The organism is Metabacillus rhizolycopersici (genome assembly GCF_020075705.1).
On the sequence record NZ_JAIQUM010000006.1, the window covers coordinates 126786 to 142373 of the forward strand.

12 protein-coding genes and 3 pseudogenes are annotated in these 15588 nt (G+C 36.1%); 10 read left to right on the forward strand and 5 right to left on the reverse strand.

Annotated features, from left to right (window positions below; genetic code table 11):
- Positions 1 to 17 precede the first annotated feature (17 nt).
- Positions 18 to 1544, reverse strand: coding sequence for a gluconokinase (gene gntK / locus K9V48_RS04645; RefSeq protein WP_224137357.1), 1527 nt, complete (start codon positions 1542 to 1544; stop codon positions 18 to 20).
- 108 nt (positions 1545 to 1652) lie between these two features.
- The gene (locus K9V48_RS04650) at positions 1653 to 2996 is read right to left on the reverse strand and encodes a GntP family permease (protein WP_224137331.1); all 1344 of its coding nucleotides are present in this window, start codon (positions 2994 to 2996) and stop codon (positions 1653 to 1655) included.
- Positions 2997 to 3243: 247 nt separating this feature from the next.
- Here K9V48_RS04650 and K9V48_RS04655 point away from each other — a divergent pair, with 247 nt between their 5' ends.
- The 6 genes from K9V48_RS04655 to K9V48_RS04685 all read left to right on the forward strand — a co-directional run bounded on the left by K9V48_RS04655 (position 3244) and on the right by K9V48_RS04685 (position 10380).
- On the forward strand, positions 3244 to 4077 hold the full coding sequence (locus K9V48_RS04655; protein ID WP_224137333.1) for a MurR/RpiR family transcriptional regulator: 834 nt from the start codon (positions 3244 to 3246) through the stop codon (positions 4075 to 4077).
- Between the two features lie 373 nt (positions 4078 to 4450).
- Positions 4451 to 5800 (forward strand): GntP family permease, encoded by a 1350-nt coding sequence (locus tag K9V48_RS04660; RefSeq protein WP_224137334.1) that lies wholly within the window; start codon positions 4451 to 4453, stop codon positions 5798 to 5800.
- Between the two features lie 235 nt (positions 5801 to 6035).
- The gene (gene gnd / locus K9V48_RS04665) at positions 6036 to 6929 is read left to right on the forward strand and encodes a phosphogluconate dehydrogenase (NAD(+)-dependent, decarboxylating) (RefSeq protein ID WP_224137336.1); all 894 of its coding nucleotides are present in this window, start codon (positions 6036 to 6038) and stop codon (positions 6927 to 6929) included.
- 906 nt (positions 6930 to 7835) lie between these two features.
- Positions 7836 to 8840: a DUF3231 family protein gene (locus tag K9V48_RS29385; RefSeq protein WP_224137338.1), complete on the forward strand. Its 1005-nt coding sequence runs from the start codon at positions 7836 to 7838 to the stop codon at positions 8838 to 8840.
- Between the two features lie 7 nt (positions 8841 to 8847).
- A complete protein-coding gene (locus K9V48_RS04680) occupies positions 8848 to 9300 on the forward strand; it encodes a hypothetical protein (protein WP_224137339.1) in 453 nt (150 codons plus the stop codon).
- Between the two features lie 63 nt (positions 9301 to 9363).
- Positions 9364 to 10380: a DUF3231 family protein gene (locus K9V48_RS04685; protein WP_224137340.1), complete on the forward strand. Its 1017-nt coding sequence runs from the start codon at positions 9364 to 9366 to the stop codon at positions 10378 to 10380.
- 242 nt (positions 10381 to 10622) lie between these two features.
- Here the strand turns inward: K9V48_RS04685 and K9V48_RS04690 are convergent, their stop codons facing one another.
- Complete coding sequence (locus tag K9V48_RS04690) at positions 10623 to 11315, reverse strand: (Fe-S)-binding protein (protein WP_224137341.1); 693 nt, start codon at positions 11313 to 11315, stop codon at positions 10623 to 10625.
- A gap of 309 nt (positions 11316 to 11624) precedes the next feature.
- On the opposite strand from K9V48_RS04690, the pseudogene K9V48_RS29655 reads away from it, so the two are divergent.
- Positions 11625 to 11711: pseudogene (locus K9V48_RS29655) on the forward strand (HNH endonuclease); the annotation flags it as partial.
- A gap of 94 nt (positions 11712 to 11805) precedes the next feature.
- Here the strand turns inward: K9V48_RS29655 and K9V48_RS04695 are convergent.
- Positions 11806 to 12015 (reverse strand): annotated as a pseudogene (locus K9V48_RS04695) (hypothetical protein); the annotation flags it as partial.
- Between the two features lie 392 nt (positions 12016 to 12407).
- Here K9V48_RS04695 and K9V48_RS04700 point away from each other — a divergent pair.
- On the forward strand, positions 12408 to 12767 hold the full coding sequence (locus K9V48_RS04700) for a P-II family nitrogen regulator (protein ID WP_224137343.1): 360 nt from the start codon (positions 12408 to 12410) through the stop codon (positions 12765 to 12767).
- A 5-nt stretch (positions 12768 to 12772) separates the two neighbouring features.
- On the forward strand, positions 12773 to 14077 hold the full coding sequence (locus K9V48_RS04705; protein WP_224137344.1) for an ammonium transporter: 1305 nt from the start codon (positions 12773 to 12775) through the stop codon (positions 14075 to 14077).
- Positions 14078 to 14704: 627 nt separating this feature from the next.
- Here the strand turns inward: K9V48_RS04705 and K9V48_RS04710 are convergent.
- Positions 14705 to 14917, reverse strand: a pseudogene (locus tag K9V48_RS04710) (DDE-type integrase/transposase/recombinase); the annotation flags it as partial.
- Positions 14918 to 14993: 76 nt separating this feature from the next.
- Here K9V48_RS04710 and K9V48_RS04715 point away from each other — a divergent pair.
- Positions 14994 to 15194, forward strand: a complete 201-nt coding sequence (locus K9V48_RS04715) for an IDEAL domain-containing protein (RefSeq protein WP_224137345.1) — start codon at positions 14994 to 14996, stop codon at positions 15192 to 15194.
- Positions 15195 to 15588: the final 394 nt, after the last annotated feature.

Sequence of the window (15588 nt, forward strand, 5' to 3'; positions counted from 1 at the left end):
CGTTTGCGCTTTTCGTATTAACCAAGTGTTTTTCTTTGAAAATCAGCAATTGCATTGTATTCATCATTTAATTTACGCGAGATTCGAAGATAAATAGGCGTTAATTCACGATAAATTTCAACATGTTCCTTAATTGGCTTGTGTTTGTGTGTGGCTCCTACCATATTAGAAACAATATTTAATGAGTCAATTTCTTTTAAAGCATAAAGGCCAAGAATCGCAGCCCCAAGGCAAGAGCTTTCGAAGCTTTCCGGCACAGAAACTTCTTGATCAAAGATGTCTGCCATCATTTGGCGCCAAAGTTCTGAGCGAGCGAAGCCTCCTGTTGCCTGTACTTTTGTAGGAACACCGATTTGTTCCTCAAGTGCTAAAAGAACGTTGTACAAATTGAAAATGACACCTTCTAAAACAGCACGAATCATATGTTCCTTTTTGTGATGCAAGCTTAAACCGAAGAAAGATCCTCTTGCATTTGCATTCCATAATGGCGCTCGTTCTCCAGCTAAGTATGGGTGAAACAGCAAGCCATCCGCACCTGGAGAAACACGTGCAGCAATTTTAGTCAATACTTCATACGAGTCAATTCCTAAGCTTTTCGCCGTTTCAACCTCTGCTGAAGCAATAACATCTCGTACCCAGCGGAAAGTCATACCTCCATTATTGACTGGACCGCCAATGACCCAGTGATTTTCTGTTAATGCATAACAGAAAATTCGTCCTTTCGGATCTGTAACAGGGCGATCTGTTACGGTTCGGATTGCTCCGCTTGTCCCTATGGTTACGGCTACTACTCCTGGCTCAATGGCATTAACACCAAGATTTGATAATACTCCATCATTAGCTCCAATAACCATAGGGGTAGAAGAGAGGATTCCTAGTTCCAAAGCGACCTCTTCTGCAAGTCCTTGGAGATAATAGGTGGTTGGGACAAGTTCCGATAAGTGCTCTTTTGAAATACCAGCTACTTGAAGAGCCTCTTCATCCCAATCAAGATTATGCAAATGAAGCATACCGGTAGCAGATGCAATGGAATGATCAACTACAAACTTTTTAAAAAATTGATAAAAAACATATTCTTTAATGGAGATAAATTTATAGGTTTTCACAAAAATCTCTGGTTTTTCTTCCTTTATCCAGCGAATTTTGCATAAAGGTGACATAGGGTGAATAGGTGTACCGGTACGCATATATATACTATGACCGTTCCATTCATCTTTGATTTTTTCAGCCCATTTTGTGCTGCGATTGTCAGCCCAAGTAATGCAATTTGTCAGTGGTTTTCCTAATTCATCAATAGCAATCACACTATGCATAGCTGAACTAAACGAAATGCAAAGAAGTTCGTTTGGGTCAATTGAGCTCTTATTGACTGTTTCTTTAATTGTTCCTAAAACAGCCTGATAAATTTCAGCAGGGTTTTGCTCCGCGGTTAAAGGAGTCGGGGTTAATAAAGGATACCCAATCGTATGATGAGAGATTACAGCTCCATCCTTTGAAAAAAGGACTGCTTTCGTACTTGTTGTTCCAATATCAACGCCTATCATATATCCAAGTTGTTTCATTGTAATTCCTCCTAATTTATGTAACATATAAAATGATAAATAGCTTTTTGTCTCTTCATATATAAATTTTTCAATTCCTAAGGTTGTAGTTTAAGTAATGAACCAGCTGATGATAAATACAATCGAAAATGCGATAAGGGAACCGATTGTTTCCATTACTGTCCAAGACCGAAGGGTATCCTTTACATCTAGTCCTAAATATCTGTTAATTAGCCAAAAACCTGAATCATTCACATGAGACGCAATGGTTGCACCGGCAGCAATGGATATGACTATCAAACCTAAGACAGGTCCTTCGAATCCAAGAGTTGAAGTAAGCGGTGACATTAAACTGGCTGCTGTCACCATTGCAACTGTTGCAGATCCTTGAGCTATACGAATAATCGATGCTATAAGAAAAGCAAGGAAAATGGGCGGAAGAGGAGATGTTGCCATTGTGTCTGCCAAGACCCTTCCTACGCCTGTATCAATTAAAACCTGTTTAAATATGCCGCCTGCACCTGTTACAAGAATAATCATTCCCGCAGGCTCAAGAGACTTGCTTGCAATAGCTTGAATTTCTTGATTTGAATATCCGTTTTTAACGCCTAAAAGATAGAATACAAGTAGAGTTGAGATAAGAAGAGCGACAAACGGATGTCCAAGAAATGTGCATATTGTTCGGATGATGTTTCCCTCAGGAAAGATAACGGTTGAAAAAGTATTGAGAAGAATAAGAACAAGAGGAACTAAAATAATCGTTACAATTAGCCCAAAGCTTGGTAATTCTTGATCGTCTTCTATTTCCTCAGTATCCATATAGTTTGGTATTGAAACATGTATTTTTTTTGCAATATATTTTCCAAACAATGGCCCAGCGATGATCATTGCTGGAATACCAGCGATAGTTCCAAATAAAATGACCCATCCAAGATCGGCACCAATTAAATTTGCAACGATAATCGGACCAGGAGTAGGTGGAATGAAGCTGTGGGCGACAGAGAGTCCGGCAAATAAGGGTATGGCATAATGCAATAAGGAGCGTCCTGTTTTCTTTGCCAAACGATAAACAATTGGTATTAAAATGATAAAGCCTACATCAAAAAAGATTGGAATCCCGACAAGAAATCCCGTAACTCCTAATGCCCAAGGAACTTTTTCTGGTCCAAACTTTTTAATTAATGTTCGGGTTAGACGTTCAGCTCCACCTGATATTTCCATCATTTGTCCAAACATGGCTCCTAAGCCAACGACTACAGCTACGAAACCAAGCGTTTCACCCATACCAGTTTGTATAGATTGAACGACCTCGTTTAATGGCATGCCTGTAGCAATACCAACAAACAAGCTAACAAGAAGCAAAGCAACAAATGCGTGTAGCTTTGTTCGAATGACTAAGAACAGAAGCAATGATATCCCGGCTGCAGCAGCTATAATTAGTGTATATTCGGACATTACAATTCCTCCGATACCATAAATAACTCAATAAATTGACGATGTTTACTTTTTAGTGTTTCTTTTATCACTCCTAAAGATGTAACCTTTTCTACTAATGTAAAAAAAGAAAGGAAATTTTTTCTCAATATGTACATTATACAAAAAAACATTTTCCTAGCAATTATTTTTAAGAAAAAAATTTCTTTTCAAAGAATTTTAGATATAATGATAAGTAGTAGTGTTTTGAATGGAAGGGGTGAAAAAAATGGAACAACCTCAACAATGTCTTTCAAGAATTCAATCATTTTATCCAGAATTTAGTGAAACCGAAAAGAAGGTAGCTGATTACATCTTAAAGTTTCCCGAGAAAATGACGCATCAAACGATTACACAGGTAGCTGATGATATCGGCGTAGCAACGTCGACGATCTTCCGTTTCTGTCAACGAATTGGTTTTAAAGGGTATCAAAGAATGAAAATTGTCTTGGCAACTGAAATTACTTCACCCATTCGAGAAATGGTTCAAGAGAAAATTCAAGAGCAAGATAATGAAAGAGATGTTACAGAAAAAATCTTTAATACAAGTATTCGAACATTTAAGGATACGATTCAAATGATGGATTTTTCGTCGATCAAAAAGGCGGTTAAGGTTTTAGTAAGTGCAAAACGAGTTGAATTTTATGGTACAGGTAGTTCAGGAATTGTCGCTCTAGATGCCCATCATAAATTTATTGGGTCTGGCATCTCAACGGTTGCTTATACGGATCCTTTTTTACAGGTGAGAGCAGCATCCCAGCTTACAGAAAATGATGTTGCCGTTATTATTTCTGATTCAGGGGCAAATACGGAGACTATTAGTGTGTTAGATGCAGCAAAAGAAGCTGGAGCGAAGACTGTAGTAATCACGAATCTTACAAGGTCTCCACTTAATAAAAAAGCTGACATTATTTTGCGTACAGTTTCTAGTAGCATAGAAACCCGTTCTGATGATGTTTATTCAAGAATCGTTCAGTTGAGTCTCATTGATGCATTATACACAAACGTAATCAAGGCTCAAAAAGGGAAAAATAAAAATCCAATCAAAAAAATGTTTGAGTAATTTTTTTGATGAATAGAAAGACAAAGAAAGAATGTTACTTACTTATTTTCTCTCAATAACTTTATAAAAGCAGCCGAACAAACTGCTATTTCATATTGATTCAGCCTCGGATTATATAAGTCCGAGGCTTTTTGGTTTATATAGAAAAAGGATCCATATTTTCTAAGTGTAAATCTATTTAAAGTTTCTATATTTTATGATCAAATCAAAAATGCATTATTTAAAATTGTCATCTAATATAAAACTCTACTAAAAAATAAAAAATTTTTTCAAAAAAGTATTGAAAAGAAAAAATTTTTTTCGTATAATCATCTCATTGAATGAAAGTGCTTCCAAAAATGAATTTGATAGATATCAAGGAGGAATTATTAATATGTTAATACTAATCGTACTTGCCGCAATTATTGCACTTTTGTTATTGATAACGTGGGCAAAGTTAAACCCGTTTGTCGCGCTTATCATTACGGCAATTGGAGTAGGGCTTGCAACTGGCATGCCATTAATTGGAGATGGAGCAGAAACTCCAGGTATTATTGACTCAATTAAAGCTGGTATGGGAAATACTTTAGGCTTTCTTGCAATCGTACTTGCTCTAGGAACGATGCTTGGAAAAATGATGGCTGAATCAGGTGGTGCCGAGCGAATTGCTCAAACCTTAATCAACAGATTTGGTGAAAAAAATGTTCATTGGGCGATGATGGTTGTTGGTTTTATCGTTGGAATACCAGTATTTTTCCAAGTCGGTTTTGTTCTTTTAATACCATTAGTATTTACGATTGCTCGTCAGACTGGACTATCATTGGTTAAGATTGGTGTTCCATTAGTAGCAGGTCTTTCAGTTGTTCACGGTCTAGTTCCCCCACATCCAGCTGCAATGGCTGCAGTTAATATTTTCAAGGCTGATGTTGGGATAACAATTTTGTATTCTATTATAGTTGGTCTACCTACTGCTATTTTAGCAGGTCCTGTTTACGGTAAATGGATTGGGGGGAAGATTCATAAAACAGTTCCGAAAGAAATGGCAGAGCAGTTAACAGAACCTAAAGACGTAAAAGAGCTTCCAGGGTTTTTCAACACTGTTTTTACAGTAATGGTACCTGTTATCCTTATGTTAGTTTCTTCTGTTGCAGAATTAATCTTGCCAGCAGAAAGCTTTGCATTCTCTATATTCAAATTTATAGGAGATCCAATAACTGCCCTCCTAATTGCAACCGTTTACTCTTTCTTCAGCCTTGGTTTTTTCCGTGGCTTTAACCGTGAAAAAGTTCTTAAGTTTTCAAACGATTGCCTTGGACCGACTGCAACAATTTTATTAGTAATCGGTGCAGGGGGAGCATTTAACAAAGTATTACTTGATTCAGGCATCGGTACCTACATTGCTGAACAAGCTCAGCAAGCAAATCTATCACCAATTCTTTTAGGGTGGGGAATCGCTGCCATGATTCGTGTTGCAACCGGTTCTGCAACTGTATCAATGATGACTGCAGCTGGTATCGTTGCTCCAATCGCAGCTGTCGTTCCAGGAGTGAACGTTGAGCTCTTAGTATTAGCAACCGGTGCAGGCTCATTAATTCTTTCTCATGTGAATGATGCTGGATTCTGGATGATTAAAGAATACTTTGGTATGACTGTAAAAGAAACTTTAATGACATGGACTGCATTAGAGACAATCATCTCTGTCGCTGCCCTAGTGTTTATTTTAGTTCTTGATTTATTTGTCTAATAGGCGATGAAATAAGAGTGTGGCAAAAAGGCCTCTCCAAAAAAGGTAAGCTTCTACTGCAAGTAGAGTCTTACCTTTTTAGTTTTGAGTGTGATATCTATTAAGAACTTGTTATATTTTAGAAAAAAATTCGGTAAACTAAAAGTAAAGAAAAAATTTCTTTGATAATTATTGTTTTAAGGAAATTTTTTTCTTATAATACCTAATAGAGATAAAAATAGTAGGAGGTTTTTTAATGAAAGTAGGATTAATCGGTTTAGGAAAAATGGGATTAAATTTAGGTCGAAATTTAATAGAGCAAAACCACGAAGTTGTGGCATTTGATGTAAATTCAAATTCAGTAGAAAAAATGATAACATATGGAGCTACAGGTACATCTAGCTTAAAAGAACTCGTTAAAAAAATGGATGCTCCAAGAATACTGTGGATTATGGTTCCGCATGGTGTTGTAGATACAGTCATTAGTGAAATCATACCTTTCTTGAATAAAGGAGATATTGTCATTGAAGCGGGTAATTCGCACTATAAAGAATCCATTCGACGTTACAGCCAGTTAAAAGAAATCGGAGTTCGTTTTATGGATGCAGGAACTTCAGGGGGAATGGAAGGCGCTCGTAATGGAGCTTGCTATATGATTGGAGGAGATCCTGAAGCTTGGGAGGTCGTCGAGCCTATTTTCCGAGATACTGCTGTAGAAAATGGATTTTTATATGCAGGAAAAGCAGGGAGTGGTCATTTTTTAAAAATGGTCCATAACGGAATCGAGTACGGAATGATGGCTGCTATCGGTGAAGGATTCGAGATACTAGAGAAAAGTGAATTTGACTTTGATTATGAAAAAGTAGCGAGAGTATGGAACAACGGATCAGTGATCCGCTCATGGCTTATGGGGTTAACTGAAAACGCATTTTCTAAAGATGCGAAATTGGATGAAATTAAAGGTACTATGCATTCTTCTGGTGAAGGAAAATGGACAATAGAGACGGCTTTAGACCTTCAAGCTGCTACTCCTGTTATCGCTATGTCATTGTTGATGCGCTATCGCTCTCTAGAAAATGATACATTTACAGGGAAAATTGTTGCAGCTCTACGTAATGAATTTGGTGGACACGCAGTGGAAAAAGAATAAAAAAGGTGAATTTTGATAACATTCGACTAAGAAAGTCGAAGAGAACTTTTATTAGCTCGTTTCTTTTGTGTCTATGCAGTTATCTAAAGGAGATTCATTAGTCTTTTTTTGATAAAGGTGAAGGGGATTACATATGGGTGATGATAAAAAGCAGTGAATTTCAATTAAATGATATTCACTGCTTTTTACTGTATGTGAAAGCCTAATATATAATCAAACCTTTTATTAAAGAAGAGTCCTACGTAAATAATAAGAAGAATTTTGATTTCTCTCATACAATATGTGGCTATTTACAAAGAATATATCTATTCCTAAAAAGAGTATTTTTTGGAGGCAAATATTTATGACTGAAAACCACACAAAACTAACTCCTGCTGAAATAGCCTGTATTTGGACCGGCCATATGAATGATAGTATGTCAAAATGTGTGTTAGGTTATTTTCTTACTTCATGACAAACCCCACAAAAGATTCCCTTATCAGATTCCTTCTTTCATATTTGATAAATTAATTCGAATTAAACAATAATGGCTTTATACCTTCACTTGAGGAAGCGATAAGATATTGTGATTATAGCAATGATAAAGAAGTAAGAACTGAACCTGTTTTATGGCTACCTTGGGCTATATATGAATATAATCTTTAACTCTTCTTCAAGTAACAGATGCTTTAATTTAATAAGCAGCTAAAAGGATCATTAACTGATCCTTTTTTAAATTCCATAAGTTGCTTTATGTTAACTAGATTTGTATACGATATTCATGTGATTCTTTGGAATCGTGTTTAAAAGTAAGGGAGCTATAGCTCCCTTACTTTTGCTTAATGGATTGAGTTTTCTAGTTGCTTTTATATTTTTTGCTTTTCTGGGAATTTTATAATTAAGGATTGAAGAGGAGGTTGTATATTTGTGGAAACAGAACATCAAGCGAAGTTAACTGCTTCAGAGATTGCACTTCTCTGGATATCTTATCAAAATGATTCAATGGCGGTCTGTGGTCTTAAACACTTTTTAACCAATGTTGAAGATCATTCGATTCGTGAAATTTTAGAATTCGCCTTAGAAATATCTGAAAGACACGTTCAAAAAGTATCACAGATATTCAAAGCAGAACGTTACCCTTTACCACAAGGTTTCACTGAAAAAGATATTAATTTAGATGCTCCTCGTTTGTTTACAGATGTTTTATATCTGCAATACATCGAGAATATGGGGAAATTCGGTCTGACATCATACAGTGTTGCCTTATCTTCGTCTTCACGACAAGATATTACTGATTTCTATTCCACAGCAATGGCCGAAGCAATGGAGTTATTTGATCGATCGAAAAGATTATTACAAGAAAAAGGGCTTTTCCACCGTGATTCTGTACTACCAACCCCAGATCAAATTGATTTTGTTAAGAAACAAAGTTTCTTGAAAGGTTTTTTCGGAGATAGAAGACCTCTTCTTGGTATAGAGATTTCAAATCTCTGGTATGCCACAGTACGCAATGGATTAGGTCAGGCCATCATTCAAGGTTTTAGCCAGGTAGCCAAAAATAAAGAGGTTCGTGAGTATTTTGAACGTGGACGCGAAATATCAAAAAAAGATTTAGAAACCTTCGGTTTAATTCTTGACCAAAATTATCTTTCAAGGGGCGCGTTTAATTTAACTGGTGAAGTAACAGATTCAAAAGTAGCTCCTTTTTCAGATAAATTAATGATGTATCACATAGCAACTCTTTCAGCATCCGCAGTTGGACAATATGGAATGGCTATGGCCTCTAGTCCACGACATGATTTAGGTCTAATATACGCTCGTTTATCCGCAGGAATTTATAATTACACTAATGACGGAGCAAATATTATGATTGATCACGGCTGGATGGAACAACCACCAGAGGCTGCCAATCGGAAAAATTTATCGCAGTAGGACGATTATGGAGAAGTTATTCTGGAGCATTGCCTTTCCCGGGTTCGGCCAAATACTGAACGGAAAATTGGTCAAAGGTTTTGTATTAATTTTCTTAGAATTGCTAATTAATGTACAAGCCAATTTCAATAAAGTCATTATGTTAAGCTTTCACGGAGATATTATATCCGCCATCGAACAAACCAATTATCAATGGTTAATGTTCTATCCCTGTCTTTATATGTTTGCCATGTGGGATGCTTATAGAGACGCTGGAAAAGGGAAATCACCTTATTCCTTTCTTCCGTTTGTCTTTAGTGCTTATTTCGTAACCGTAGGATTAATCTATTCTTCAAGTCTAAAGGTATTCGGGGTGCTATTCGGTTATGTTTTTTTACCTATGTTATTTTTGATTCCTGGAATAAGCATTGGATTTCTTAGAAAAATTGCATTAAGAAATTTAAATATCTCCCGGGCTTAGATTAATTCGATTAACTAGTATTACAGGGTAAATATTGGAGTGAAAATTGGAGGTAACTGCAGAATGGAGATTGAAGGAAAGGTTATCAAGTTGACTTCAGCAGAAATTGCATCAATTTGGACTGCTTATATGAATGATAGTGGATTGATATGTCAGTTTCAGTATTTTTTAGCCAAAGCTGAGGACAAAGAAATTAGACCGCTCATCCAACAGGCTTTAGATTTAGCTCAGGGAAATATAACAGCTTTAACCGAAATTTTTAATAAAGAAAAATATCCTATCCCATATGGATTAAAGCTGGATGAAGATGTAGATGTATCTGCTCCTAGACTATATTCTGATACATATGTTTTAAACTACCTTCATCAGGCAGCACAAATTGCCTTGCAAGCCTACATTATAAGTTTGTCTTTAGTTGTAAGGGCAGATGTTTATAGTTTCTTTAATGAATGCATTTCACAATTAACTACCTTTCTTAGGAGAGTAAAGGAACTTTTATTATCTAAAGGACTTTATATAAGGTCTCCATATTTGCCAACACCTGATAATATTGATTTTGTAAAAAGTCAAAGTTTCCTTACAGGTTACTTTGGTGAAAGAAGACCTTTGATTTGTATGGAAATTTCAAATTTATATGCCAATTTTCAAAGGAATGCTTTAGGGGTGGCAACTTTAATAGGATTTAGTCAGGTTGCAAAGTCAAAAGAAGTAAGACAATTTCTTATAAGAGGTAAAGAAATAGCATCAAAGCATTGTGAAGTTTTTGGCTCAATCATGAGGGAGGATGACCTTCCCGTTCCAATGTTATTTGATACAGAAGTAACAGATTCAACTACTTATACCTTCTCTGATAAGTTAATGATGTTTTACACAACAGCATTAATTGCCCTTAGTCTTGGATATTATGGGGCTAGTATAGGAGGAAGTCCTAGAAGAGATTTAGGTGTGCAGTATGGTAGGCTATCTTTAGAAATATTAAAATATGCAGAAGATGGGGCAAATATAATGATTAAAAATGGATGGTTAGAAGAACCACCAAAAGCATTAGACAGAGATGAGTTAGCAAAGAAAAGTACTTAATCACAGGGAAGTAGAAAGCATTGATTTGATTGAATATCTACAAATAAGAGACAGGAAGTCCATTAGAGAATAGATTTTGGTTGTTTAACGGATGACTTTAGTTAAAGAAGCAGTAAAAAAGAATCTTTTAATGAAAGATCCTTTTTTACTGCTTATAACATCTGATTATGTTAACTAGTTTTGTATAGAGTATTCATTTAATACTTGGGGATTTTTCAACTTACTACCTTAGTACAAATTCACTAACAATTTGCCAAAATGGAAAATAAACCAAAAGCAGTGATATTCTTTTTGGCAAGCTCTTTTGCATCATCCATTTCGCCTGAATGTGCATATAAAGCACCACAGCAAGTTTGCTTTTCTGCAATATATATATCACAGCCGGCCTCAGCTAATAGTTGAATGGATAATTCATTAATTCTACGAAACATGACATCCATGATACAGCCTGTAAAAAATACTATTGTGTATTTACGTTCTCCCTTGACTTTCACAAATGAACTAAAATGGGAGCGGTGTTTAGGTGAAACAGCCTTAGGCATGATTGCTTCGAATTCCCCTAAATGGAAAGGCAACTTCTTTAACGCATTCGATTTTCTCATAACCTTTTGTAATTCTGTTTTTTCATAAAGCCAATAGGAATTACCTGTAAACCGCATCATGTTTTTGATTGGAAATCCTTTTTTAAACATCGTATTCCTAACAAGTCTAACAGGGAAAGAGAAGTTTTTTCTCTTTACTAATGCAGCTCTTGCTGATTCAAGAATAGATCCATATTCCACTCCTGTTGGACAAGCTGTTTCACATGCTCTGCATCCTAAACATAGATTAAGAGGTTCTTCTACAATAGATAAATCTGTTATTTTACCTTCTCCGAGCATTTTCACTAGATTGATTCTACCGCGTGGATAGTGTGTTTCTTTTCCCATGCTCATATAAGTTGGACATAAAATAAGGAATGAGAAAGCTTGTTAGAATAGAATAGGTCTTCAAACAACTTGTACATTTTAGACGACAAATAGGGATGGGCAAGGCTTAACGTTGTAAATCCGCATTTTCCTGACTCCACCCCATAGCCATCAAGTTAAGATTCATGATACTCCCTAAAATGAAAAATTTGTATTTTTTACAGTGGTAAAGTTCGTTTTTTATTGTTTTTGGGGGGAATCTATTTCGTTAGCTTGATGGGCATGTGACTCCACCCTAATTAGAAGAAACACGTCATAAAAAGAAAAAGAAGATAGGAGCAAATTATGATAGCCAGACGTAGAAAAACTATTGCCCTCTGTTCTCAGTGTCACATAGATTTACATGCAGGAAGATTAGATTGATAAATGGAGAACCGTATACATTGAAAGGTGTACGTACGGTTCGGAGGGGAGTTCTTGGAGACCTACCGTAGCAATATGGAAAGGCGTCGAATTCTTACTCTACTTGCTCGACACTACTCAATTTTAGGAAAAGGTCCAACGATGTTATTGTCCCTTCTTCACGAGTCAGTCTTTCTCTTGTTTGTTTCGCTTCTTGGACCATTACTTTTAGTGCTGCAATCGTCTCCTCAATACCACACGTTTTTAATCCGCAATTGAGATTAATCCAGAATAAATTGGGATTAAGTACTTGAAGGGCTCGATCATCCTCAAACTCTCCTATTTTTAAAAAATAGGACGACCTTCAACCATACTAAAAGATGAATAATCTCAAAATTAGATTGATTTTATAAAAAAGTGATATTATTCAGATTAATAGTAAAGTGATAAAATAAATTTAAAGAGAAAGACATTTTCTAAAATCCAAAAAGGTCAAAATAAAAAGAGACGTTTCCCATTAAGCAATTAAGCAGGGCATATCGATGCTTTGCCAGTTAAAACATCGCAGTTCACAAGCAGGTGACTTGAATACAGGTGATGGAGCTGAAATCCCCCATTTTTAAAAAAAAGATTGTTCACAAGTGAGCATAAAAGATCCAAGAAGCTATGGTTATCATATAGCGTCAGAAAATTTAACATATATATAAGGTGGTTTAAATGAAAAAAATCGAAGTAATTATAAGACCTGAAAAGCTAACTGAAACGATTAAAGGGTTAAAAAATATAGGGATTACAGGCTTTACCGTATCCCAGGTAGTCGGAAGAGGAAAACAGAAAGACAGTCAGGGAGTCTATCGCGGGAAAAATTATAAAGTAACTCTTCGTCCAAAAGTAAAATTGGAGATTGTCCTTTCGGATTATCTGGTTGAGCTAACGATTAAGAAAATTGTTGATTCTGCCCGAACTGGAGAAGATGGTGACGGTAAAATTTACGTTTATCCGATTTTAGAAGCCTATAACATTCGAACAGGAAAAGCAGACTATGATATTGATGATTTGGTAAATGGGGAGGACTAACTACCGTGGAATTAATGTATTTAAATACCGTATGGGTTGTGTTAGCTGCGGCAATGGTGCTATTTATGGAAGGCGGATTTAGTTTACTGGAATCTGGTTTTGTTAGAACTAAAAATGCTGTCAACGTAACAATGAAGATTTTTGTTGATTTAACGATAGGGGCATTAGCTTTTTGGTTAGTTGGTTTTGGTATTATTTTTGGGGAAGATGCATTTGGAATCATTGGTACTACTTTATTTGGTAGTCCAGAAAAGATTGCTCTTTCCATTGAATTACCTAGTGCGGCCTTTGTACTATTTCAAATGGGATTTGCAGTAGCTTGTGTCTCGATTGTTTCAGGTGCAGTAGCTGAACGTATGAACTTTAAAGCCTATATTTTAACAGTAGCACTTATTTGTATTATCATTTATCCACTTTCAGGTCATTGGATTTGGAACAGTGATGGTTGGTTGGCAAAATTAGGAATGAGGGATTTTGCTGGTTCGGCTGCTATTCACGCGGTAGGGGGTTTTGCTGCTTTTGCAATGGCAAAACTGTTAGGACCGAGAAAAGGTAGATTTAATTCGGATGGAAGTGCCAATGTTTTTGCACCTAGTAATATTCCTTTAGCTTCAGCTGGTGCGTTTATTTTATGGTTTGGTTGGTTTGCTTTTAATGCAGGAAGTACGTTAGATGCTTCTAATACAGACCTCGCGTCGATTGCCCTTAATACAATGCTTGCGGGAGCAAGTGGCGGTACAGCTGCCCTGTTCATAACGATGAGAAAGTTTGGAAAAGCAGACCCAAGTATGACGATTAATGGAGTATTAGCTGGGCTAGTGGCAGTCACAGCTGGATGTGCCTTTGTTTCTCAATGGAGTGCAATTATTATTGGGGTTATAAGTGGTTTGATTGTGATTTATGCTACTTTATTTGTAGACAATTTAAAAGTAGATGACCCAGTGGGAGCTGTGGCAGTTCACGGCTTCAATGGAGTATTTGGAACGATTGCGGTTGGATTGTTTGATAAGTCTCAAGGTCTTTTGACAACGGGTGATTTCTCTCTTTTAAAAATACAAGTATTAGGTGCAGCAGTAGTCGTTGTTTGGGGACTTATTGGTGGAGTATTTATAGCAAAGGTATGTGAAAAGACTGTTGGCTTCCGAGCAAGTGAACGTGAGGAAGAAGAAGGGTTGGATATGTCCTACCACGGGATTCCAGCATATAACGAATTAGAACGATTCACAGATATTCCTACAAGTTTGTATGACTTTGAAGAAACAACAGGTATCTCAGTTGCTCCTGCTAGTAGTAAAGAAAGAGTTGTTTGACTTTTCAAGAAAGGGTTGCATAGTATATTTTCTATTTGTATTTTAATACTGCAAAACGAAAGTGAAGGACGTATTGTTGATACGTCTTTTTTTCTTGTGATGGTGGAAAATCATACTGTATATAACTCCCAGTTTAGTTCAATAAGAAAAGCTGTCTTTGATGGCAGCCAAGCAAAAAATATCGTTCTAGGGGTGTTCTGTCCAAGAACGAGAGTCTTACTTTATCATGATAAACAGGATCATCTTGCAATGACAAAGGCGATAAACAGTCGGTTTTTTACGCGTAAAAAAATCCGTAACTGAGTCACCCACAGTTACGGATTCATGCATAAAGCATCCAGATGAGCAAAAATAGAAGGCTCTAACTTCTTCTTGCGCTCTTATAGTATGTATCGATAAACACTATGCGTGTCATAAAAGAGGAAGTGAATGCATATATGAACGTGATTATCGAAATTCAATTCATATCGAATGAAAATAAGGTAGTGTAGCGAGGCAGCTTTCCATATTTCTAGTAGATTATTTTATTTAACCAGCTGTACCAATAATGATTAACAAAATAAACGGTTCTGGTGCAAAAACTATTTGATGGAGACATAGAACCTACACGACCTGTTCAATGACAGATTATGATGCCATTCCAAACAACTTATGTATGAATTTGACTTCATTTTGGACAGACTGCACCCGTTGGTGAAGTTGTCCTTTTTTCATCATATGCATGGCTTCAATGCCACTCAATATAGAAGTAGCTGTTTGAAAGGATTTGAATCCCAGTATGGACCGTACTGGTTACTTAATGAAGCGGTGATCCTGTTCAACAATATTGTTCAAATACCTGAACCATCAAGTTTGATGTTTGAATAGTCTGAAAATTTATAGTATAATAGAAAAAAGGTCAAGGAGTTGATTTCCGATGGAAAAGAATTCGCTTAATATATTACAACAGCCTGAAGAAGAAAAAGTCATGGATTCTGAATTTGCTGAAATGGTGTTAAATAAAGCCCTCAGTGATTTTCGAAAAGAGCAACTCTTAAAAGAGATCGACCAGTCATTACTAGAACAAAACAAAGAAAAATTTCTACGATTAACTGAGAAATTAAAGAATATTTCTTAAAGCGGCTGATAAATTTTTTAATGCAATAATGAAAATAATTTTATCATAACCTCGTCTTAAATCAGACGGGGTTATGTATGTTTTAGAATAGTGCAAGCCATTTAAAAGAGGCAAAAAACCACCCAATCGCAATCGAAAAGACTATGGGTCACCGGTGTACTTGTGGGCTTCACCGAGGAACAACTATGTGGGACGCAAATGGCGGTTATACAAATAACAAAAAACCATTTTGTGTTGTATCTAATCAAAACCCCTTCTAGCAAGAATATAATTGCAAGAGGGGGTTTTAAAATGAATTTTTTTGATGAAAAACTTGATATTAAAAAATCACGGAAATAATAAATATACCAATCATTAGTAATTGAATTAATACTTTCGCTATACTTCCACCTAA